Source organism: Vibrio sp. Scap24, from assembly GCF_013394185.1.
Classification (GTDB): Bacteria; Pseudomonadota; Gammaproteobacteria; order Enterobacterales; family Vibrionaceae; genus Vibrio; species Vibrio pomeroyi.
The window spans coordinates 493737-517891 of the sequence record NZ_CP041332.1; the positions used below are offsets into that span (position 1 = coordinate 493737).

Here is a 24155-nt window from a genome sequence, read left to right on the forward strand (position 1 = left end):
TCCAAAGATCAAGGGATTTTTTTTTATGGGAGTGCAAAAATAAAGCATCCTTAAAAGCCGACTTTTATACAATCAAGTCACATCTAACCTCATCAGTTAGTGGTCACTTACAGTTTTTTTTCAATCCACCACTTATCCACAAGCAACCCAATTTCTTTACCTTGAAAAATATCAGTTGTAGCACTATCTTGTAACCCAACAAACAAATGACCCCTATATGTTGTGTTTGAACTACAATGTATGGGTAGACCAAGATCACAAAGCCGAAACGTAATTTACAAAAATTACACAGAAATACACAAAAACACGGCCTTGTTCAGTTTTGTTAGGGAAATTAAGCAGAATGAACCAACAACTTACTGTTACCAAGCGTAACGGGCGCAAAGAAACGATCGATCTAGAGAAGATCCATCGCGTGATTACATGGGCAGCTGAAGGCTTGCACAATGTTTCTGTATCACAAGTAGAATTGAAAGCTCACATTCAGTTTTACGATGGCATCACCACTACTGACATTCATGAGACTATCATCAAGTCAGCAGCGGATTTAATCTCTGAAGAGACTCCTGATTACCAATATCTAGCAGCACGTCTGTCTGTATTCCACCTACGTAAAAAAGCGTACGGCGAATACGAGCCGCCTGCATTATACGACCACGTTGCAAAACTGGTTGATATGGGTAAATACGATAGCCACCTAATGGAAGACTACACGAAAGCTGAGTTTGACGAGCTTGACGAGTACATCGACCACAAACGTGACTTAGACTTCTCTTACGCAGCGGTTAAGCAGCTTGAAGGTAAATACTTCGTGCAAAACCGTGTAACGAAAGAAATCTACGAGAGTGCTCAGTTCCTTTACATTTTAGTTGCTGCGTGTCTATTCGCTAAGTACCCGAAATCGACTCGTCTTGACTACATCAAACGTTTTTACGATGCATCGTCTACGTTTAAGATTTCTCTACCTACACCGATCATGTCTGGTGTACGTACGCCTACTCGTCAATTCAGTTCTTGTGTACTGATCGAGTGTGGTGACAGCCTTGATTCAATCAACGCAACAGCAAGCTCAATTGTTCGTTACGTATCTCAACGTGCTGGTATTGGTATCAACGCAGGTCGTATCCGTGCGCTTGGTTCTGAAATCCGTAATGGTGAAGCGTTCCACACTGGTTGTATCCCTTTCTACAAATACTTCCAAACAGCAGTAAAATGTTGTTCTCAAGGTGGTGTTCGTGGTGGCGCAGCAACAGTGTTCTACCCACTATGGCACGGTGAAGTTCAGTCTCTATTAGTACTGAAAAACAACCGTGGCGTTGAAGAGAACCGTGTTCGTCACATGGACTACGGCGTACAGCTGAACAAGCTTATGTACTCTCGTCTTGTTCAAGGTGGCAACATCAGCCTGTTCTCACCTTCTGACGTACCTGGCCTTTACGATGCGTTCTTCGAAAACCAAGACCGTTTTGAAGAGCTATACGTTAAGTACGAAAACGATCCATCAGTGAAGCGTGAAACAGTAAAAGCTGTTGAGCTATTCTCTCTGCTAATGCAAGAGCGTGCTTCTACTGGTCGTATCTACATTCAGAACGTTGACCACTGTAATACACACAGCCCGTTTGATTCTGAAGTTGCCCCTGTTCGTCAATCGAACCTATGTCTAGAAATCGCGCTTCCTACTAAGCCACTTTCTAACGTAGAAGATGACGAAGGCGAAATTGCGCTATGTACGCTTTCAGCGTTCAACCTTGGCGCAATCAATGAACTTGACGACCTAGCAGAGCTTTCTGAGCTGGTTGTTCGTGCGCTAGATGCACTTCTTGATTACCAAGACTACCCGCTTCCAGCAGCATACAAGTCGACAATGAACCGTCGTACTCTAGGTGTAGGTGTTATCAATTACGCATACTACCTAGCGAAGAATGGTGTTAAGTACTCTGATGGCAGCGCAAATGGCCTGACTCACCGTACTTTTGAAGCGATTCAATACCACTTGCTAAAAGCATCTGTTGAACTAGCGAAAGAGCAAGGTCGTTGCCCATCTTTCCACGAGACCAACTACGCGAAAGGCCTACTGCCAATCGATACTTACAAGAAAGATATCGACTTAGTATGTGAAGAGCCATTGCACTACGATTGGGATTCTCTACGTGAAGAGATCATGGAGCACGGTCTGCGTAACTCTACGCTAACAGCGCTTATGCCTTCTGAGACATCGTCTCAAATCTCGAACGCGACTAACGGTATCGAGCCACCACGTGGTTACGTATCAGTGAAAGCATCGAAAGACGGCATCCTGAAGCAAGTGGTTCCAGATTTCCTAAATCTAAAAGAGAACTACGAGCTGCTTTGGAACATTGGTTCTAACGACGGTTACCTACACCTAGTGGGTATCATGCAAAAATTCGTTGACCAAGCTATCTCTGCAAACACTAACTATGATCCAAGTGTTTACGACAGCGGTAAAGTACCAATGAAGAAGCTGCTTCAAGACCTACTAACAGCGTACAAGTACGGTGTTAAGACGCTTTACTACCATAACACTCGTGATGGTGCTAAAGACGACCAAGGCGACGCAGTTCAAGTGCCGGAAGAAGATTGTGAAGGCGGCGGTTGTAAGATCTAAACCGCGATAAACATTAAGACCCCAGAGAAGAGTTATCTTCTCTGGGTTTAAAGCATTAACAGGGTCCGTTTTATGACGGGTCTTTAAAGGATTTGAGGCATTTATGGCTTACAGTACTTTTTCTCAGCAAAAAAATGACCAACTAAAAGAACCAATGTTCTTGGGTCAGTCGGTAAACGTTGCACGTTACGACCAACAGAAATTCGAAATCTTCGAAAAACTTATCGAGAAGCAGCTTTCTTTCTTCTGGCGTCCAGAAGAAGTTGACGTGTCTAGCGACCGTATCGACTACAACAAGCTTCCTGAGCATGAAAAGCACATCTTCATCTCTAACTTGAAGTACCAAACACTTCTAGATTCTATCCAAGGCCGCAGCCCGAACGTTGCCCTACTTCCATTGGTATCACTACCAGAAGTAGAAACTTGGATTGAGACTTGGTCTTTCTCTGAAACGATTCACTCTCGTTCTTACACGCACATCATCCGTAACATCGTGAATGATCCAGGCGTAGTATTTGACGACATCGTTGAAAACGAAGAGATCCTTAAGCGTGCTAAAGACATCGCTTTCTACTACGACGACCTAATCAAGCTAACGGCTGACTACCACCGCTACGGTGAAGGCAACCACAGCATCAACGGCGAAGACGTTAAGATTTCACTTCACGACCTGAAGAAGAAACTTTACCTATGTCTAATGTCAGTAAACGCACTAGAAGCAATCCGTTTCTACGTAAGTTTCGCATGTTCATTTGCATTCGCTGAGCGTGAGCTAATGGAAGGTAACGCTAAAATCATCAAGCTAATCGCTCGTGATGAAGCGCTTCACCTGACTGGTACTCAGCACATGATCAACTTGCTACGTAACGGTCAAGACGACTTCGCATTCATGCAAATCGCTGAAGAGTGCAAGCAAGAGTGTTTCGACCTATTTAAAGAAGCAGCAGAGCAAGAGAAAGAGTGGGCAGAATACCTATTCAAAGACGGCTCTATGATTGGTCTGAACAAAGACATTCTTTGCCAATACGTTGAGTACATTACCAACATCCGTATGCAAGCGGTTGGTCTAGGTACTGCTTACCCAGCAGCGACATCAAACCCAATCCCATGGATCAACGCTTGGTTATCTTCAGATAACGTACAAGTTGCTCCACAAGAAGCTGAAATCAGTTCTTATCTAGTTGGTCAAATCGACAACGAAGTAAAAGCTGACGACTTTGAAGGATTTGAGCTGTAATGCCAACAATCAAAATCAACAAGCTGACTTCGATTGAATCTAACCCTTCAAACACTCTGTTGGAAACAATGGAACAAGCTGGGTTAGAACCAGAATACAACTGCCGAGATGGCCACTGTGGCGCATGCCGCTGTACGTTGGATTCTGGTGAGGTTGAGTACGTTGGTTTTGCTATGGCTTACACACAAGGCGATGAGATTTTGCCATGCATCTGCAAAGCAAAAACCGATTTATCGCTGAGTAACGTGATTCACAGAAGCAAACAAAAGCGCGCCTAATCTATTCGATTTAAGTTCGCTTGCTGAGTTTCATTTGCTTTCGCTTTAGATAGAATCATGTAAGTTCAAACGCTTCATCAAAGATGATAAGTATTAAAAAGGGTCCGTCTCCTCTTGGAATGCGGACCCTTTTTCTATTTGTGTCTTTAGCTCTCAACCACCGAGCCAAACTAGATGGCTACTGTTGAGTCAGATTCAAAGTCACAGAGCCAATGTAACAAGCGCTTCGGCACTCTCCACAGCCATTGCACTTATCTTGAACGACCGTAGGCAACTCCCCAGCTTCAATGTGTATTGCACCGGCAGAACACGCGGTTTGGCACGCATTACAATCCATTTGCATGTAGTTATTGCAGCTATCAGCAAAGCTTGGCTTCAAGTCGATATAAGGCATCACGGTTTGATGAAGCGCGCCAGTCGGACACACTTCACTGCACTTATTACACATCGAACAACTGTTGTAATCCAAATTCAGCAGCGCACTGCCCTCTAGCATCTCAATAACGCTATTCGGACACGCTTGCTCACACAACCCACAACTGTCGCAAAGACGCTCAAACAGCACCTCATCGACCGCCCTAGGTGGCCTAGCATGTAGGCGCTGTGATTTCTCTTCATAACTTGCAGCCGCTTTAACCGGCTTAGAGAGTCGAGTTAAGAAACCACGCCTATTTGAATTTATTTGCTCAGACATTAGTCGATATATAACTTTTTAGTAGCAACGTTTAAATTATATTCAGATGTTAATTGATTAAGCCAATTTATTACATCGCTTGATAGCTTCTTATAAAATGATAAATCTGATGCTGTATTTAATTTATCTAAATAAGCAGAAGACCAAGATAATAAGTGGCACTCAAGTAATTCACTAGCTGAATTAATATTATTGTTTTCTAACAAATACGCATGGGCGAATAACATTAAACCAAATTGATCTTCTGGCTCTCTTAAACCTGTATCCAATTCAATTTGGTTTAATTCTAGAAACTGTCGATATTCCACAGTCGATGCACCAAACACCACACGGTCTTTATCTAAGTACACAGAACCCCAAGGCGGAGCTGGCATGTCTCCAACTCCTTCAAACAAGCGGCTAAACTCTGCAGCTAGAGCATCTTCCTGTTCGTTTTGAAGTGCCAGTAAACAATCTTCTGATAAGACTTGGCTCTCTACGAGTGCCTGAACAATATCTAATAACTGTTCTTTATTTGTTGCTTGATAAAATAATGAACCGAGCAATTTATGCGTATCAATAATCATTCTTATTTATACCGTAATTGGTTTAACGACAATTATATAAATACGACGACTAGATTCTTTGATCTATTTTATACATTCGATTCATAACATTTAAATTCCGCTCTTATTTGATGCCAATCAATCAATATTTAGAAATAAAAACATAGAAGCCAAACTACCTATAAAGTGCTAGCTATCAATAACAATAGGCATCTTAGAATGACGAATAAGAAAGAATCTGGGGTAATGAATCTTACTCGAAGAGGCTTCATGAAAGCTTCTTCGGCGGTAGGTAGTGCAGCCGCACTCGCGGGCGGCATCGCTTTACCTTTCAAATCCAAACCAGTAGCGGCTGCGGTTGCTGAGAATGTGGATGAGAAAATCGTATGGAGTGCATGTACAGTAAACTGTGGCTCTCGCTGCCCACTGCGTATGCATGTGCAAAACGGTGAAATCAAATACGTAGAAACAGACAACACGGGTACTGACGAATACGGTCATCACCAAGTGCGTGCGTGTCTACGTGGTCGCTCTATGCGTCGCCGTGTTTACAACCCAGATCGCCTGAAATACCCAATGAAACGTGTGGGCAAACGTGGTGAAGGTAAGTTTAAGCGTATTAGCTGGGAAGAGGCTTATGATGAAGTCGCTGGCACTATGCAACGCCTTATCAAAGACTACGGTAATGACACTATCTACCTAAACTACGGTACAGGTACGCTTGGTGGTACGGTAACTAAGTCTTGGCCACCAGCACAAACGCTGATTGCGCGTCTAATGAACCTAAGTGGTGGTTACCTAAACCATTACGGTGACTACTCAACAGCGCAAATCGCGAAAGGCTTGAGCTACACCTACGGTGGTTGGGCAAACAACAACTCTTTCTCTGACTTAGAGAACACTAAGCTTAATATCCAATTTGGTAACAACCCTGCTGAGACTCGTATGTCTGGCGGCGGTCTGATCCACCACTACGTAGAAAGCAAAAACAAATCAAACGCAAGAACGATCATCATCGATCCACGTTACACCGATACTGCCGGCGGCCGTGAAGATCAGTGGATCCCAATTCGCCCTTCTACGGATGCTGCATTAGTAGCGGGTCTTGCACACGTGATGATCACTGAAGACCTAGTCGACCAACCGTTCCTAGACAAATACTGTGTCGGTTACGATGAGAAGACTCTTCCAGCATCAGCGCCTAAAAACAGTGACTACAAATCTTACATCCTAGGTTTAGGTGAAGATGGCGTAGAGAAGACACCTGAGTGGGCTTCTAAGATCACAGGTATTCCGGTTGATACTATCGTTAAACTAGGCCGTGAGATGGGTACAGCGAAACCGTGTGCTATCCACCAAGGTTGGGGTCTACAACGTACTGCTAACGGTGAGCTAGCTTGTCGTGCAATCGCAATGCTGTCGCTACTCACCGGTTCTGTCGGTGTATCAGGCGGTTCAACAGGTGCACGTGAAAGTGACATCAACATTCCGTTTGTTCGCTTCCCGACTGTGCCAAACCCTGTTGAAACATCAATTTCAATGTTCATGTGGACAGACGCAATTCACCGTCACCACGAGATGACAGACATCACTGATGGTGTTCGCGGTGCAGAGCGCCTTAAGAACCCAATCAAGATGATCTGGAACTACGCAGGTAACTGCATCATCAACCAACACTCAGACATCAACAAGACGCACGCGATTCTTCAAGATGAAAGCGCATGTGAAATGATTGTTGTGGTTGATAACCATATGACGTCTTCAGCGAAATACGCCGACATCATCCTGCCTGACTTAACCACATCTGAGCAAGACGACTGGTGTATGGATGGTAAAGCATCGAACATGCCTTACTTCATCTACGCACAAAAAGCGATTGAGCCTCAGTTTGAAGCGAAATCTATCTACGAGATGTGTACGCAACTTGCTAAGCGCATGGGCGTAGAAAAAGAGTTCACAGAAGGTCGCACTCAAGAGCAATGGATTGAGCACCTTTACGCGGAAACTCGCAAGAACGATCCAACACTACCAACCTTCGAAGAGATGAAAGAGCTGGGTATCTACAAGCGTAGCTATGACCACCACTACATCGCTTACGAAGATTTCCGTAAAGACCCTGAAGCGAATCCACTGACTACACCAAGTGGCAAGATCGAGATCTACTCAGAACAACTGGCTGATATCGCGAAAACGTGGAAGCTAAAAGAAGACGAAGTGATTCACCCACTTCCGATTTACGCGGATTCTTTTGAAGGTCATAACGATCCACTGGCAGAGAAGTACCCACTTCAGCTAACGGGCTTCCACTACAAGGCTCGTACGCACTCAACTTACGGCAACGTTGCAGAGATAAAAGCTGCGGCACCACAAGAGTTGTGGATCAACCCAATCGACGCGAAAGAACGTGGTATTGAAAGCGGCGACATGGTGAGTATTTTCAACGACCGTGGCGAAGTACATATTCCAGCGAAAGTGACACCAAGGATTCTTCCTCGAGTTGTCGCACTAGGCGAAGGTGCATGGTACGCACCCGATGGTCAGAAGATCGACCATGCAGGCTCTATCAACGTGCTGACTACTCAGCGTCCGAGCCCACTTGCTAAGGGTAACCCTCAGCATACAAACCTAGTTCAAATCAAAGCGCTAAAGAAAGCATAAGGTAGGTTGGAATGAAACAATACGGCTTTTACATTGATTCAAGTAAATGCACGGGTTGTAAAACCTGTCAGCTTGCTTGTAAAGATTATAACGATCTAGACATCAAAACGAACTACCGCCGCGTATACGAATACGCAGGTGGCGGCTTCACTCAAGATGGCGATACCTGGGTTCAGAAAGATGTTTTTTCTTACTACCTGTCTATCGCTTGTAACCACTGTACTAACCCAGCGTGTGTGAAAGTGTGTCCTTCGGGCGCAATGCACAAACGTGATGAAGACGGCTTAGTTGTGGTTGACGAAAGTGTATGTATTGGTTGTCAGCACTGTAGCAATGCATGTCCTTACGGCGCACCGCAATACAATGCGAAGAAAGGTCACATGACCAAATGCGATGGTTGCTACCAACGTGTCTCTGAAGGCAAACAGCCTATCTGTGTTGAGTCTTGCCCACTTCGTGCATTGGAGTTTGGTGAAATCAATACACTTCGTGAGAAGTACGGTTCTGGAGCAGATGTGGCACCACTGCCATCTTCAACTGAAACACTGCCAAACATCGTGATTAAGCTAAACAAAAACGCGAAGCCGACTGGCGATACCAGTGGTCACCTAGCAAACCCGAAGGAGGTGTAAGATGATTTTTCATGAGTGGTCTTTGATCTTCTTTACGGTACTGGCTCAAACAGCCGTGGGTGGTTACTTACTTATTGGTGCTCGTGCACTGGTACTGGGTCATGACGAAGAGAAACTAAACAGCTACAAGGTTCCAATGTTCATTCTGTGGGCATTGATGGGGCTTGGTTTTATGTTCTCGACAACGCACCTGGGTTCTCCACTGCGCGCGTTTAATGCTTTTAACCAACTAGGCTCAGCTTGGTTGTCTAACGAAGTGTTCTTCGGAGCGGCATTCTTCGCAGTAGGCGGCCTACAGTGGCTACTGTCTGTGGTTAAGAAAGGTGGCCTTGCTATCCAAAAAGCACTGATGGTTGGCGCTATGGTGCTGGGTGTTATCTTCATGTACGCGATGATCAACGTATACATGATAAACACAGTACCAACATGGGACAACATCTACACCCCACTGAGCTTCACCATGACGATGGTTGTGGGTGGCTTGCTGCTGTCTCAGTTCGTGATTGTGTTTGCTAACGACAGCCGCTTTACGGTTGACCGTAACATCACCATGCTGGCTGTTATTGCGGTTGCGATCAGCTTGCTTGTAACAGTAGGCAAACTGAACCTAATCGGTGACATCCAAACTTCAGCAGCAAAAGCATCTGAGTTGGTTGACGGTTTAGGCAGTTATGTGACTCTTCAAGTTGCATTACTGATGGCAAGCTTACTGATTTGGATTCTACCTATGCTGAACAAAGCAAAAGTGAACCCAGTAAACCTAGGCCTAGCATTGGTACTGTTCTTAGCTTCAGAGTTAATCGGCCGTGGCTTGTTCTACAGCCTACACATGACAAGCGGTTTGTAATCACTTACTCAGTTTAAGTGCTAGCTACAAAGCTATTCGCCATTTGTTGGCTTATCTAGAAGGCTAGATAAACAAAAGGCCCCACAACCATATGGATGTGGGGCCTTTTTATTTGTTCTGTCTTAACCTTAGTTCAAGAGGTCTTGGCTCAAGAAAACTTGGTTAGCAGCAAGAGCTGCTTACTTGATGATAGCTGAAGGGATAAACATATCCTTCACGCGTTTTAGTGAAGAATAGTCACCAAACATAGGTTTGCTATCTAAGTGTCTTCTCAGCATATCTGCCGCTACGGTTTTGATAATGGTACGTGCATCTTCACGATTGTATTGGCGATAGAACTCTAGCACTTGTCCCCACTCACCCGCTTCGCTCGATAGCGCGATACTGAATGTATTGCCGTCTAACTTGCCCGTCACCAAGGCCAATTCCGTGCCGCACTTTTCTCTGGTTGCGCCCGCTAAGGCAAAAGTCGCCGCCAATGGGTCACTCTTTTCGAGTTCACTCTCTTTGGGTTCAGCCATTACCCATGAGTGACCAAAGCAATCTTCCACCTGCTCATTCGATTGTAGCCAAGCCGAAAGCGCACCTTTGGTCGACACTTCAGATACAGATAAGGTTTTCTTTCTCTCTGCCATGATATGGCCAATATGATCAATCATCGGCTCATCAACACTGACTACGTTGCTCTCTAACAGCTTGTACACCATTTGTAGCAGTTTAACGCGCGTTTCTAAGCCAGACTTAGGCCCAAACAGCTTCACCTCAATGAAGGGCAGATACGAGCGATAACCCAACTCATAACCTTCAGGCAGCTTTAATTGGTCTAACACATCCGAAATACCTGACTCAGATAAGCCAAACGTAAACAAGCGACTGCATTCTGAAGCAACGACTTGAGGATACGTGCGTGACAAATCAGGCAGAATTTCGAAGGTCACCATGCGTTTGAATTCACTCGGTACACCCGGCGTGAAATAGAAGGTCGCATCGTTGATTTTCAGCTTGAAGCCACAGGCAGTACCGACAGGGTTATCGACAATCTCAGAACTTGCTGGCAACAAGGCTTGCTTAAGGTTGCTGTCAGGCATCGGCATACCACGTCCTGAGAACATCTCTTCCATACGAGCGAGCCATTCAGGGAACATGACTAACTTTTGCTCGGAAGCAGCGGCAGCGGCGGATGCACTCATATCATCGGTTGTCGGCCCTAAACCACCATTGACGATAACCACATCATAGTTAAAGCTCAGCATCAGCAGTTCTTCAACCAGAGCACTCATTTGGTCACCCACAGTGGAACGTTTCGCAAGAGCAAAACCGTGCTGATAAAACTCACCAGACATCCAAGCTGCGTTTGTGTCTACAATGTCTCCGTGAAGAACTTCTTCACCTGTGCTTAACATTGCGATTTTCGTCATATTTCTATCCCTTGTGGTCATAAAAAGACACTGCATTATTCATAAACTGGTCTATGGTTGAATTTGAGACATTTCAGCTTTTCACAAATATTAATAATGTTAAATCTAAGGTTTTCTTAGGAAAAGCGACAAATTATTAGTTCCCTAAATCAGGCGTTTAATAGATAATTGTGACTCTGATCAATTCTTAACTTCTCATGGAGACCCTTGTGGCCAAATCACCGTTACTAGCAAAGGTTACTGCTGCATTTTCAATGCTAATGTCAGTTAACTCGGTTGCAAGCCAATACGACTTCGACCAGCCAATCAACCTTTCTTATTCGGATGAATGTGCTCAAGATTACTGTGTTAATGATAGCTTGTACACCTACAAGCCTAATACCAATTACGCACTGAGCGAATCAAGTGACGAGTACGACTTCTCAATCCAACAACCAAAACACATGTTGGTGAGCCAAGAGAAGGATTGGGACTACCTAATGGGCCAAACCTACACCATTTTGGGTTTAAGTGTCGCTACAGTAGGTTTGATGACTCTACTCCCTGAAAGTATCACTAAGTGGGATGATGACCAACGTGACATCAGCTCACTAGGTAAAAAATGGAAGGATAACGTGTCTGATGGCCCGGTATGGGACCGCGATGAACACTTCCTAAACTACGTGATGCACCCGTATTTTGGTGGTGTTTACTACACCGCAGCTCGACACGCAGGTTACGATGAGTTTGAGTCTTTCCTATATTCTTGGACGATGTCGACGTTCTTCTGGGAATACGGTGTAGAAGCGTTTGCCGAAGTACCATCATGGCAAGATCTGTTCATCACCCCATTCTTCGGTGCGGTTGTTGGTGAAATGATGCTAGAAGCAGAGCAAGACATCATTGCTTCAGGCGGCGAAGTGATGGGCTCTCAAACCATGGGTGATGTGTCTCTATTTTTCCTAAACCCTGTTGGACACATCCACTACTGGGTAAGTGATGCTTGGGGCGGTGACGCAGAAGTTAATCTGAATACTAACCCTTGGTGGGATAACCAAGACGCAGCCCGATTCGCATACGATGCTGGCGCACCCTACGATTCTCAGTTTGTTGGTATGAACTTTAAAGTAACCTTCTAATCCAGCGACCTAATTACTTTCGTGAAAACAAAACTCTTCTAAAAAGCGGCTCTCTAGCCGCTTTTTTTGTGCCCTACTCTTCATTCTCTTTTTTTGCATCACAGCTTAGTTTCAAAAATTGACACAGGTCAAACATTGTTCGATGTAACCTTCTACACTGAAATTAAAGAACTTTATCGCGTGATATCAAACATTTAATTAGCAACGATTTATTGAGACTTTGGGGGCTGATATGAACAGTACATTTATCGTAAACTTTATCGGAAAAGCATCACCAGCAACAATCAAACAACTTGCTGCGGTTACTCACGAAAACGACGGAAAATGGCTCATCAGTAAAGTGAATTTTATTGAAGACCAAGTCGCAGGCGTACTCAAGGTTCAACTTCCAGCCATCAACGAATCGATTGTTAAAGAGGCCTTCAGCGCTAATCCTGATCTCATCGTGCAGTTTGTTGATTCAGACCATTCGCACAATGTGCAAGACACTATCCATCACCTAAGACTCGACTCAAACGACCGAGCAGGTATCGTTAATGAAGTGACGCATGTACTGGATAGACAAGGTATAAGTATTCTCGATATGGACTGTCACCGAGTATTTATCGCGGGCGGCGGTGGTGTTAGCTCAAGTCTATTTACTTCAAAAATAGCGGTTAAGTTACCTATCGAAGTGCAAATTGATGACGTGGTTAATGAGCTAGAAACCCTAAGCGAAGATACTCGTGTGATGATTGAGGGCTAGTGGTTAGTTCTTAACGACACAAACTAAGCGTTATCTAAAAACAAAAAAGAGCAGCTCATCGGCTGCTCTTTTTATTGTTCTAATGCGATGTTCAGTTACTTAACCGACCATTGTGACAATGAACGTTTAAAGTCTTCATAACCGAATTCATTCAGCTTTTGAACGTCGCCATTGCTGCGCTCGCAGTAGATCGATGGCATCTTCAAACCATTGAACCAGTTCAGTTTCACCATGGTGTAACCTGCACTGTCCAACAGGTGAAGCTTTTGACCAATCTTCAAAGGCTCATCAAAGCTTGTTTCACAGAACTGATCGCCCGCCAGACACGAACATGAACCAATCACGTAGTCATGGCTGCCGTTTTCAGACGCTTCTAATACCGATGCTGGTTCATTGTAGATAAGCGTATCAAGACGGTGTGCTTCCGTTGCTGAATCCACAATTGCCGTTTTCTTCACGTTCTCAACAATATCTACCACTGTCACAACCAAGTCTGTTGTTTTAGTGATGATAGCTTCGCCCGGCTCAAGGTACATCTGCACGCCGTGCTTTTCAGAGAAGGCTTTTAGCGCAAGCCCCAGCTTCTCGATGTCGTAGCCCGGCCAAGTGAAGAACACACCACCACCCATGCTCACCCAATCTAACTTATCTAGGTGCTCGCCAAACTGTTCTGAGATTGAATCAAGCAAACCAATAAAGGCATCGACGTCCTTGTTCTCACAGTTCATGTGGAACATCACGCCATTAATCTCGTCAAAGATCTCAGGCTTAATGTGATCAGCTTGAACACCTAAGCGAGAGAATTGACGCGCAGGGTTTGCTAAGTCTTGTCCTGCGTAGCTTACGCCCGGATTTAGACGTAAACCCAGCGACGCTTTGCCTTCAACAATATGACGGTACGCTTCGAATTGGCTTTGTGAGTTGAAGATCATCTTGTCGCAAATATCCGCGACTTCTTTCACGTCATCTTCGCTGTAACCCACACTGTAAGCGTGCGTTTCGCCACCAAAGGTTTCGTGACCAAGTTTCACTTCGTATGGGCCAGAGCTTGTCGTGCCATCGAGGTAAGGCTTGATGATGTCAAACACACCCCATGTAGAGAAACACTTCAGTGCCAATACCAGCTTCACACCTGAAATTTCTTTCAGCTGCTTGGCTTTCTCTAAGTTCGCAATCAACTTGTCTTCGTTGATCATGAAATAAGGCGTTTTTAGTTCGTTGTTTTGCATGTTAATACCTTGCGGCCCTCGAGTTCACGAAGGCACATGATAATCGAACAAAGCCGACGCTAATGCATCGGCTCGATATAAGTAAGTACATTGGAAGTCTTTAAGTGTATTAGAGATTCCCTATTACACTCGTCCCTCGCTTTAGGGAATGACGATTTCTGCATTACCGATTAGATGAAGCAAATATCGCCTTCATCAAATACCAGAGAAAATAATCACCTTTCGTCATCCTCTAACGGAGTAAATACACTCTCCGTCATCCCCAAGAGGGAGGAATGAGCGAGTTGGGGATCTCCCAAAGCCACCTATCGTTCAATAGAATCGACAGCAACTGGGATTCCCTATTACGCTAGTCCCTCTCTGTAGGAAATGACGATGCTCTAAGTCATCTCATGGAAGAAGTAACCATCACCTTCGTCATTTCCCCAGTAATTCAAAGCGAGGTAAGAACCTAACTATGTATTACTTCAAAGTATGGATTAGAGGTAGACCCTGTCCTGGCTCTAGCTCTTGAACGTGCCAGTCTAGACCGATTTCTGGCATCGTTGCTAGGAACGGGTCTGGGTTTAGCTGTTCCATGTTGAACACGCCTTTATCAGCCCATTCGCCACGGAAGAACTGAAGTGCAGCCGTAATAGCTGGAACACCCGTTGTGTAAGAAATCGCTTGGTGCTCTACGTCTTCGTAAGCCACTTCGTGGTCTGCGTTATTGTAGATGAACACGCTGCGCTCTTTACCATCTTTCTTACCTTGAACCCAAGTACCGATACACGTTAAACCTGTGTAACCCGGAGCCAAAGATGTTGGGTCTGGCAGTAGCGCTTTAAGAACGTGTAGCGGCTGAACAACAGTGCCATCGTGCAGTGTTAGCGGATCTGGGCTCAGAAGACCAATATCACGCATGCAGTTGAAGTAGTTTAGGTAAGCATCACCAAAGCCCATCCAGAACTCGATACGCTTCGCTGGGATGAATTCCTTCATTGAACGAACTTCATCGTGCGCCATTGAGTAAACTTTGTGAGAACCACAGTTAGGGAAATCAAACTCAAGCATACGAGAGTGACAAGGTACCTGTTTCCACTCTTCATTTTCCCAGTAGAAAGAATCACCTTGGATCTCAAGCATGTTCGTTTCTGGGTCAAAATTAGTCGCAAACTTCTTACCGTGGTCGCCTGCGTTTACGTCCATTACGTCGATCGTATCGATCTCATCGAATAGGTGCTTAACCGCGTGCGCTGCAAATACTGAAACCACACCAGGATCGAAACCCGCACCAAGGATACCTGTGATGCCCGCCTCAGCGAACTTCTCACGGTAACCCCACTGCCAATCGTAAGCTTGTGGTACTTGTTGGCCTTCAGAACATAGGTCAACCGCTACCGATGTATCCAGGTAAGATACTTTTGCTTGGTAACACGCTTCCATGATCGCCATGTTTACCCAAGGAGGACCAGCGTTGATGACTAGGTCTGGCTTCACTTCGTTAATCAGAGCAACAAGAGCATCAACATCATCGGCGTTTACTGCGCGAGCTTCTAGTTTTTTAGTTGAATCTTTAAGGTTGTTTTTACCTTTGATTGATTCGATGATTTTTTCACATTTCGCGATTGTGCGAGAAGCGATTGTGATATCACCCAGTACTTCGTTATTTTGTGCTGCTTTATGTGCAACAACCCAACCAACGCCGCCCGCACCAATTTGTAGAATAGCCATAGTATTAATTACCCTTGTTGTTCTGCTAGCTCAGTGGCTAGAGTTTGAATTTTGTTAATTAGAGATTTGAAATCTGATGTCTTTAGGCACGGATTTAAGATAGTGAATTTAAGCGCGCTCTTACTATCCACGACCGTTTCACCCAATACCGCAACACCACGAGTCAGCGCTTCCAGTCTTAGCGTTTGATTTAGTTTGTCTAAATCTAGCTCACCGTTTGCTGACGGCTTAGATCGGAACAGCACTGTTGATAGTGAAGGCTCCGCGAGTAGCTCTAAGTCAGCTTGGTTTTGAATCAGGTCTGCCACTTCTAGCGTTTGCTCAAGAAGATGGTCGTACATATCGCCCAACGGCTTTGGACCAACACTTTGCATCGTCATGAAGACTTTCAATGCATCAAAGCGCTTGGTCGTCGCGATAGACTTGTCCACTAAGTTCGGCAGCTCATCGTGTTCGCGATTTAGGTAGTCTGCGTGATGCAGAAGGTACTTAAAGTTTGCTTTGTCTTTCAACAACACCGCGCCACAGCTGATTGTTTGGTAGAAAAGCTTATGGAAGTCGACACTCACAGAGTCCGCTTTTTCGATACCTTGTAAACGAGCTTTATGGCTACTTAAGATAAGCGCGCCACCGTAAGCACTGTCGACATGGAACCAAAGGCCTTGTTGACTTGCGATGTCTGCAATCGCATCAAGGTCGTCAATAGCTCCGTGATCAGTAGTACCTGCCGTACCCACTACAGCAAAAGGAATCAGACCTTGAGCTTTAAGTGCTTTGACTTCTGCGTCCAATAAATCCGGCTTGATGGTGCCGTTTGCGTTTGTCTCAACACAGCACACCGCGCTCTCGCCTAAACCAAGCAATGAAGCAGATTTTTGAACCGTGAAATGAGATTTGTTTGAACACAAGATGCGAAGCTTGCTCGCGTAATCTGGCAAACCCAGCTTTTGGATTGAGTGACCATCGTGATTATCCGCAACCCAGTCTCTCGCCAGCAATAAGCCCATTAGGTTACTTTGCGTGCCGCCGCTGGTGAAAACACCGTCCGCTTGATCGCCAAGTTGGTACTTGTCACACATCCAATCAACCACGCGCTGTTCAACGTAAGTTGCAGCCGATGCTTGGTCCCATGAATCCATTGATTGATTCAGAGCCGCGATAATGGATTCCGCAGCGACCGATGCCATAAGAGGAGGTGTATGAAGGTGTGCAATACAGTCAGGGTGTTGCACGAAGATGGAGTTTGCAGCGACAAGGTCTGCAGTGCTATCTACAACGTCAACCAAAGCGTGTGGGTTGTTGTCTAGGTCGACAGCCTTGATTGCAGCCTCCAGCACTTTTGGCTCTAGACCTGAGTATGGTGTTTCAACCTGCTCAAACACAGCTTTCATTGCTTGAGTGGTTTGGTTCATCACGTTAGCGAATTCGTCGCTACCGCCTAGGCCGGTGTGAATGAAGTGCTTGTTCCACTCTTGGTTTTCTTGCTCACTTGAAGCTTGATCTTCTTGAACATCTCCACCAGCAGCAATGATGGCTTCTTCCATCACGCGCAGTGCAAAATCAATCTGTTCGAAAGAGATAATCATCGGTGGTAGGAAGCGAATCACAGAGCCATCACGACCGCCCTTCTCGACCATCAAACCACGCTCTAATGCTGCGCGTTGAATCGCGAGGGTGAGTTCGCCGTCCGACTTCGGCTCACCAAATTTGTTGAGTTCACCGTTTGGTTGCTTGATCTCAGCACCAAGCATTAGGCCTTTACCACGAACCTCAGCAATACAGTTCACGCGAGATTGAATCTTCTCTAACCCGTGACGTAGGTATTGTCCTGCAATGTTCGCGTGCTCAACCAAACCATCTCGCTCGATGATTTCTAATGCTTTCGCTCCAGACACCATTGCTAGTTGGTTACCACGGAAAGTACCCGTGTGCTCACCCGCTTTCCATGTATCGATGCTCTTATCGAATACGAGCAGCGACATAGGCAGTCCGCCACCAATCGCTTTAGATAAACATAAGATATCAGGGTTAACGCCTGACTCTTCAAACGCAAATCGATGACCTGTTTTGCCGACACCACACTGGATTTCATCAAAAATCAGTAGGATACCGTGATCATCACAGATGCGACGTAGACCTTGCAACCAAGAAGCAGGAGCTGGAATCACACCGCCCTCACCTTGCACAGGCTCAACGATCATCGCAGCCGGTTTCATGATGCCAGACTCGTCATCGTTCAACATACGTTCGATGTAACGAATACTTGCATTAGCACCCGCTTCACCACCAATGCCAAACGGGCAGCGTAGGTTGTATGGGAAAGGCATAAAGTGCACATCAGACATCAAGCCGCTACGACGCTCTTTAGTACCGAGGTTGCCCATCATGCCCATGGTGCCGTTTGTCATGCCATGGTAAGCACCACGGAAAGCAAACATGGTGTTACGACCTGTGGTTTGCTTCGCTAGCTTGATTGCCGCTTCAACAGCATCAGCGCCTGATGGGCCACAGAATTGGAGAACCGAGTTATCAGAAAAGTCTTGAGGAAGAAAAGCTTTAACTCGCTTGATAAACGTCTCTTTTGCTTGAGTCGTGATATCAAGAGTTTGGTATGGCAGACCTGAATCAAGTTGGTCTTTAAGTGCTTGGTTAATCTCCGGGTGGTTATAACCCAAAGAAAGTGTACCTGCACCAGCTAAGCAATCGAGAAAGAGTTGGCCACGTGTATCTTCAACTAAGGCACCACATGCTCGCTTAATAGCGATAGGAAGGCGTCTTGGGTAAGAACGAACATCCGACTCATGCTGTTCTTGCTCAAGCAAAATAGCGTCAGGTGTTAGGTCGTAAGTTCCCTCTACGATAGGAACCATAGTTGAAAATGAATTTGCGATAGTATTGATATCGACTTCAAAGGCGGTAGTCATAAAAGTCCCCTTGAATGTGTTCATACTCACCTCCATCAGACGCAATTACACACCGACCCTCTATTGTTTAGAGAGAGTTCATGGTGGAGCACGCGTATTGTCTAGAAATGAGATATAGCTGTACGCTCGCATAAGTCAAATGACGAATACGAAATTAGGCCGTCTTAAGACAGCGAAAAATTGTTAGCGAAAGCTCAAGGTTCAGTAATGCTACTGTTTTGAAGAATTGGACATTTTTGCAGGATCGGGCAGCTATGAGGAGCTGGTCCCTTTGGAAATGCAGAGCTGATTAGCAATGTTGTAGTTAGTGTGTTCAATGTTGGGTTTCCCATTAACATGGCGAACTGCGCCATAAGTATCCCGTCTATCAGCTAAAGGACTAGCCAATACCTACCCTACGTAATGTCCCAATCAGCAAGAATGGTCATCACGCGTATCCCCCAGAAGCAATCACGGCTCTTTTTGAGCATCGGTCATTCCGAGATTGCGCGGGAAAGTAACATAAAGTGAAACGAACTATCAATAGTTTTTAATGATGGCTTAATAAATAACGGAAGTGACGGAAAGATCGTTGAAAATATCATCAACACAGCCTTTCATGACAGAGATCCCCGGTTCGCTCGTTCCTCACGCCCGAGGATGACGGTGTGGGTATAAAACGTTATTAGTAAGGATTTAATGCTAGGTGCTTTTGTCATTCCTTAGAACCAAAGGCGACCGCATAGCGAACCTTGCACTGAAACTAGAAAAATTCACTACACGGTAAGGGAGTGAAAAGTTATTCACCAGTTCGCGTTTACGTCATTCCCTAGAACGAGGGACGAGTTCATAGGGAATCTCTTTGAGCCAGTTTTTATATAGTTAGACTCAAACAACGACTTGATTATCAGCCTCCGATAAATAGACCTCGTTCGCTCGTCCCTCTCGCCCGAGGATGACGACGCGGGGTTAGAAACGTTGCTAGAGAAGCTTTAAAGCTGGATGCTTGCGTCACTCCTTAGAATCGGAAACGACCTCGTAGCGAATCTTGCACTGAAAGCATCAAAGTTCACTACACGACAAGGGAGTGAAAAGTTAATCACCTGCTCGCGTTTACGTCATTCCCTAGTACGAGGAACGAGTTCATAGGGAATCTCGCTTTTAAAACTAACTTGATTACGAAATTTTGAGACAGATATAGATATAGATATAGATATAGATATAGATATAGATATAGATATGAATTCTAAGTACGGGTTCGAACAAGAAGAATATCGATATAAAGCGCTGAACGGCAGAAACCAAAAAAGCCCGAACATTTCTGTTCGGGCTTTTTAATTTGGAGCGATACATCGGGTTCGAACCGATGACCTCAACCTTGGCAAGGTTGCGCTCTACCAACTGAGCTAGTATCGCATTTGCTTTATCGAGATAAAGACTTTAATAGATGGTGCCCCGGGCCGGACTTGAACCGGCACAACGCGAACGTCGAGGGATTTTAAATCCCTTGTGTCTACCAATTCCACCACCAGGGCACGCAATTCTTTATTGCGATGCCGATTACTGAAAAGTAAAACACCATCTTAATGCTGAAGCCAATCAACATTACAAAATTTGGAGCGATACATCGGGTTCGAACCGATGACCTCAACCTTGGCAAGGTTGCGCTCTACCAACTGAGCTAGTATCGCATTTTCATTCATCAGCTTTCTAAAATGAAAGAGAGAATGGAGGCGCCTCCCGGAGTCGAACCGAGGTCCACGGATTTGCAATCCGCTGCATAGCCACTCTGCCAAGGCGCCTTAGTAACTCCAATCGAATCGCTCATTGCCATCCTCTTGGGTACGGGATGCATTCTACGGATTCAGACGATTGAGTCAATATTATTTTTGTATTTTTAATTCGTTTGAATAGATTTCATACGAAACAGGCCAAATAGCTGACTTTATGTGCAAAAGACACTGTGAGCAGGTTATTCAAAGGAGATCTATATCACATTAGATATCGAGTATTGATAACTTAGCCTTAGGTTAAAGATCAAAAAAGCGAGCCTCAGCTCGCTTCTTCATCAATGGTGTTTTTCGTCTAACAAATCGTCTTTGGCGGCCATCAAGTATTGCGCCATCGACCAATAAGTAAGAACGGTTGCGACATACAGTGCAATGTAACCAACCCACACCATCCAATCGTCGTATCTCCAGATAAGTACCCAAAGAGCGAACATCTGAGAAACCGTTTTGACTTTACCGACCCAAGATACCGCAACACTTGCGCGTTTACCGATTTCGGCCATCCATTCACGAAGCGCTGAAATGATAATTTCACGAGCAATCATGGTCACCGCTGGGATAGTTATCCAAATTGAGTGATAGTGTTCAGTAATCAAAATAAGAGCCGTAGCCACCAGCACTTTATCGGCCACTGGGTCAATAAATGCGCCGAAGCGAGATGTTTGCCCTAGCTTACGAGCAAGCATGCCATCTAGCCAGTCAGTAAAACCTGCTACCCAAAACACCATCGCAGCAGCAAAAGGAGCCCATTGATAAGGTAGGTAAAAAACAACAACGAATACTGGGATCAAAAATAGTCTCAGTAAGGACAAAATGTTAGGTATATTCAAACGCATATTATTGGGCTCTTATTAATTGCGCTTTAATGGTGCGGGATTTTTACTATTGTTTCAATGCTTGATAAATGTTTTCTGCCAAAGAATGACTAATGCCCGGCACTTTGGCTATTTCTTCGACAGTTGCACGCTTAAGTTCTTGTAAGCCACCCATATATTTCAACAAAGCTTGACGACGCTTAGGCCCTACCCCTTCAATTCCTTCCAAAGCACTGGTTCTGCGCGTTTTACCACGTTTCGCTCGGTGCCCTGCAATCGCATGATTATGACTTTCATCTCGAATATGTTGAATAAGGTGCAGCGCTGGTGCATCACTAGGTAAATTAAACTCTTCACCTTCAAGGGTCACTAGAGTCTCTAAACCGGGTTTACGGGTTACCCCTTTCGCAATACCCATCATTCTCGGTCTAAACGGCCAGTCACCCCAATATTGGGAAATAATCTCATGAGCGCGGTTAAGCTGCCCTTTACCACCATCGATAAAGATAATGTCTGGGATTTTGTCTACATCGAGTTGCTTCGAATAACGTCTCTCAAGTGCCTGTGCCATTGCCGCGTAATCATCACCACCGGTGATGCCAGTGATGTTGTAACGGCGGTATTCTGGTTTCACAGGGCCTTCCTGATTGAACACCACACAAGACGCAATCGTGCTTTCACCCATGGTATGACTGATATCGAAACATTCCATGCGTTTAATCGCATCCATCGACAGCACTTCTTGTAACTCTTTGAAGCGCTGATTAATCGTCATCTTGTGATTAATCTTGGTCGTAATCGCCGTTAACGCATTGGTGTTCGACAATTTAAGGTAACGACCACGAGTACCAGAAGGATTAGTGTTGAAATGGATCTTACGACCCGCAACCTCACACAAAGCTTCTTGAATCGGAGTGACGTCTTCCATTAGGTCTGCGTTTAGAATCAAGCGGGTTGGAATGGTTCTCGCTTCATTATGCGCTAGATAATACTGGCTTAAAAAGCTCGAAAAGACCTCTTCTCGCACCGTATTGTTTGGAATCTTAGGGAAGTGGCTGCGGCTACCTAAGACTTTGCCTTGGCGAATCATCAAGATATGAATACACGCTACGCCATTCTCTTGAGCAAAGCCCAACACATCCATATCTTCCATAGAGTCGTCAGATACATACTGTTGCTCTTGCACACGTCGAATCGCTTGGATTTGATCGCGGAAAGCAGCGGCTTGTTCAAAGCGAAGCTCTCGGCTAGCCGTGTCCATCTTCTCGATGAGCGTCTCTAGCACCAATTTATCTTTCCCTTGCAGGAACAGACGAACATAGTCGATAAGCTCACTATACTCTTCATCAGAGATAATCGAGCTAACACATGGCGCAGCGCAACGACCAATTTGATACATCAAGCATGGACGCGTTCGGTTTGCATAAACCGTGTCTTCACACTGACGAGCAGGAAAGATTTTTTGGATTAGGTGTAACGTCTCACGCACAGCGCCGGAGTCAGGATAAGGACCAAAGTATTCACCCTTTTTCTTTTTAGCTCCACGGTGCATCGACAAACGAGGATGCTTGTGACCGCTAATGAAAATATAAGGGTACGACTTATCATCACGCAGAAGTACGTTGTATTTCGGTAGATACTGCTTGATGTAGTTGTGCTCAAGAATAAGAGCTTCGGTTTCCGTGTGCGTTACAGTAACATCGATCTTGTCAATATTGCTGACGAGAGCGCGCGTTTTTTCACTGTCGACTTTTTTACGGAAATAACTGGAAAGGCGTTTTTTGAGGTTCTTAGCTTTACCGACGTAAATAACGACAGCCTCGGCGTTATACATTCGATAAACGCCGGGCTGCTCTGTTACTGTCTTGAGGAATGAGACTGAGTCAAACAAGTTGGTCACTATACGATCTCAGTGTTAAAGGGTCTCAGTGTCTAACATTCCATGTCTAATCGCTAAGTGCGTCAGCTCTACATCGCCACTGATATCCAGTTTGCTGAACAAACGGTAGCGGTAACTGTTGACTGTCTTAGGACTTAGATTGAGTTGTTCTGAAATATCCGTCACTTTCTGACCTTTGGTAATCATCATCATGATTTGAAGTTCACGTTCAGATAAGTCTGCGAATGGATTTTCAGACGCAGGCGAGAATTGGCTCAATGCCATCTGCTGCGCAATTTCTGGTGAAATGTATCGTTGGCCACTGTTAACCACTCGAATTGCATTTACCATTTCATCCGGACCTGCACCTTTAGTAAGGTAACCTGCAGCTCCAGCTTGCATCACTTTAGTTGGAAACGGATTTTCCGTATGAACAGTTAAAACGATGATTTTAATATCAGGGTTGAAACGCAAGATTTTCTTGGTTGCTTCTAAGCCACCAATACCAGGCATATTCATATCCATCAAAATAACGTCAGTATTGTTAGTACGACACCATTTTGCAGCATCTTCACCGCTTTCAGCTTCCCCTGCTACGTTCATTCCACGGACGTCTTCAATAATACGTCGTATCCCTGTGCGAACCAGCTCGTGATCATCTACAAGGAAAACATTTATCAAACTTGTATCTCCACACTATTAATTGGCTCTGCAACCACTGTGTCGTTTCATCTGTTTGAAACAATTGAACAAAGGAACAGTGGATCGCAGCATTGAGTACATCTTAACTTAATTAGTAAAAAAAAGCTCTGTTGAATATGTGCTGAAACACGAACTTTAGCAAGTACTTATTTATAAATAAGCCAGCTAAAACAACAAGCTTTTGGTAAAAATCAACTAGTTAAAACAACACCCAATAAAATTACACAAGATAAAGATATTTTCAATACCATTGAATAACCATTCGTGACAATTTCACTTTTTTGCTTATATCGTCCCGTTATTCAACGCTATTAACGATAAATTAA

17 protein-coding genes and 4 tRNA genes are annotated in these 24155 nt (G+C 44.8%); 8 read left to right on the forward strand and 13 right to left on the reverse strand.

What is annotated here, in order from left to right; genetic code table 11:
• The first annotated feature begins 343 nt into the window (after positions 1 to 343).
• The 3 genes from nrdA to yfaE all read left to right on the forward strand — a co-directional run bounded on the left by nrdA (position 344) and on the right by yfaE (position 4141).
• Positions 344 to 2626 carry a class 1a ribonucleoside-diphosphate reductase subunit alpha gene (nrdA, locus tag FLM53_RS01895; RefSeq protein ID WP_048659581.1) on the forward strand — a complete coding sequence of 761 codons (2283 nt, stop codon included), beginning with the start codon at positions 344 to 346 and terminating at the stop codon, positions 2624 to 2626.
• Positions 2627 to 2729: 103 nt separating this feature from the next.
• Positions 2730 to 3863 (forward strand): class Ia ribonucleoside-diphosphate reductase subunit beta, encoded by a 1134-nt coding sequence (gene nrdB / locus FLM53_RS01900; RefSeq protein ID WP_017632067.1) that lies wholly within the window; start codon positions 2730 to 2732, stop codon positions 3861 to 3863.
• Complete coding sequence (gene yfaE / locus FLM53_RS01905) at positions 3863 to 4141, forward strand: class I ribonucleotide reductase maintenance protein YfaE (RefSeq protein WP_017632068.1); 279 nt, start codon at positions 3863 to 3865, stop codon at positions 4139 to 4141. The genes nrdB and yfaE overlap by 1 nt, the downstream gene beginning before the upstream one ends.
• Positions 4142 to 4319: 178 nt before the next feature.
• Here the strand turns inward: yfaE and napF are convergent, their stop codons facing one another.
• Entirely contained in the window at positions 4320 to 4835 is a 516-nt protein-coding gene (napF, locus tag FLM53_RS01910; RefSeq protein ID WP_176680946.1) for a ferredoxin-type protein NapF, read from the reverse strand.
• A complete protein-coding gene (locus FLM53_RS01915; RefSeq protein ID WP_176680945.1) occupies positions 4835 to 5401 on the reverse strand; it encodes a molecular chaperone TorD family protein in 567 nt (188 codons plus the stop codon). The genes napF and FLM53_RS01915 overlap by 1 nt, the downstream gene beginning before the upstream one ends.
• A 198-nt stretch (positions 5402 to 5599) precedes the next feature.
• Between FLM53_RS01915 and FLM53_RS01920 the strand changes: the two genes are divergently transcribed.
• Genes FLM53_RS01920 through FLM53_RS01930 form a run of 3 tightly spaced genes read left to right on the forward strand, consistent with a single transcriptional unit; the run spans position 5600 to position 9517 of the window.
• Positions 5600 to 8038, forward strand: a complete 2439-nt coding sequence (locus FLM53_RS01920) for a DmsA/YnfE/YnfF family dimethyl sulfoxide reductase (protein WP_017632071.1) — start codon at positions 5600 to 5602, stop codon at positions 8036 to 8038.
• Positions 8039 to 8049: 11 nt separating this feature from the next.
• Complete coding sequence (locus tag FLM53_RS01925) at positions 8050 to 8670, forward strand: DMSO/selenate family reductase complex B subunit (RefSeq protein ID WP_004733360.1); 621 nt, start codon at positions 8050 to 8052, stop codon at positions 8668 to 8670.
• 1 nt (position 8671) lies between these two features.
• Positions 8672 to 9517: a DmsC/YnfH family molybdoenzyme membrane anchor subunit gene (locus FLM53_RS01930; protein ID WP_176680944.1), complete on the forward strand. Its 846-nt coding sequence runs from the start codon at positions 8672 to 8674 to the stop codon at positions 9515 to 9517.
• Between the two features lie 179 nt (positions 9518 to 9696).
• On the opposite strand, the gene FLM53_RS01935 is transcribed toward FLM53_RS01930, so the two are convergent.
• A complete protein-coding gene (locus FLM53_RS01935) occupies positions 9697 to 10935 on the reverse strand; it encodes a CinA family nicotinamide mononucleotide deamidase-related protein (protein ID WP_176680943.1) in 1239 nt (412 codons plus the stop codon).
• 209 nt (positions 10936 to 11144) lie between these two features.
• Between FLM53_RS01935 and FLM53_RS01940 the strand changes: the two genes are divergently transcribed.
• The gene (locus FLM53_RS01940) at positions 11145 to 12053 is read left to right on the forward strand and encodes a DUF3943 domain-containing protein (protein ID WP_017632074.1); all 909 of its coding nucleotides are present in this window, start codon (positions 11145 to 11147) and stop codon (positions 12051 to 12053) included.
• 232 nt (positions 12054 to 12285) lie between these two features.
• Positions 12286 to 12798, forward strand: coding sequence for a glycine cleavage system protein R (locus tag FLM53_RS01945; RefSeq protein ID WP_017632075.1), 513 nt, complete (start codon positions 12286 to 12288; stop codon positions 12796 to 12798).
• A 95-nt stretch (positions 12799 to 12893) separates the two neighbouring features.
• Here the strand turns inward: FLM53_RS01945 and nspC are convergent, their stop codons facing one another.
• The 10 genes from nspC to uvrY all read right to left on the reverse strand — a co-directional run bounded on the left by nspC (position 12894) and on the right by uvrY (position 23808).
• Positions 12894 to 14027 (reverse strand): carboxynorspermidine decarboxylase, encoded by a 1134-nt coding sequence (nspC, locus tag FLM53_RS01950; protein ID WP_176680942.1) that lies wholly within the window; start codon positions 14025 to 14027, stop codon positions 12894 to 12896.
• Between the two features lie 462 nt (positions 14028 to 14489).
• Complete coding sequence (locus FLM53_RS01955) at positions 14490 to 15740, reverse strand: carboxynorspermidine synthase (protein WP_123284447.1); 1251 nt, start codon at positions 15738 to 15740, stop codon at positions 14490 to 14492.
• An 8-nt stretch (positions 15741 to 15748) separates the two neighbouring features.
• A complete protein-coding gene (locus FLM53_RS01960) occupies positions 15749 to 18688 on the reverse strand; it encodes a pyridoxal phosphate-dependent class III aminotransferase (protein WP_176680941.1) in 2940 nt (979 codons plus the stop codon).
• Between the two features lie 1295 nt (positions 18689 to 19983).
• Positions 19984 to 20059: transfer RNA gene (locus FLM53_RS01965), tRNA-Gly, on the reverse strand.
• Between the two features lie 32 nt (positions 20060 to 20091).
• A tRNA-Leu gene (locus tag FLM53_RS01970) sits at positions 20092 to 20178 on the reverse strand.
• An 80-nt stretch (positions 20179 to 20258) separates the two neighbouring features.
• A tRNA-Gly gene (locus FLM53_RS01975) sits at positions 20259 to 20334 on the reverse strand.
• A 37-nt stretch (positions 20335 to 20371) separates the two neighbouring features.
• Positions 20372 to 20445, reverse strand: a tRNA-Cys gene (locus tag FLM53_RS01980).
• A gap of 266 nt (positions 20446 to 20711) precedes the next feature.
• Positions 20712 to 21269, reverse strand: coding sequence for a CDP-diacylglycerol--glycerol-3-phosphate 3-phosphatidyltransferase (gene pgsA / locus FLM53_RS01985; protein WP_017061490.1), 558 nt, complete (start codon positions 21267 to 21269; stop codon positions 20712 to 20714).
• A gap of 46 nt (positions 21270 to 21315) precedes the next feature.
• Positions 21316 to 23148 (reverse strand): excinuclease ABC subunit UvrC, encoded by a 1833-nt coding sequence (uvrC, locus tag FLM53_RS01990; protein WP_102432892.1) that lies wholly within the window; start codon positions 23146 to 23148, stop codon positions 21316 to 21318.
• Positions 23149 to 23163: 15 nt separating this feature from the next.
• Positions 23164 to 23808: a UvrY/SirA/GacA family response regulator transcription factor gene (gene uvrY / locus FLM53_RS01995; RefSeq protein WP_026084475.1), complete on the reverse strand. Its 645-nt coding sequence runs from the start codon at positions 23806 to 23808 to the stop codon at positions 23164 to 23166.
• Positions 23809 to 24155 lie beyond the last annotated feature (347 nt).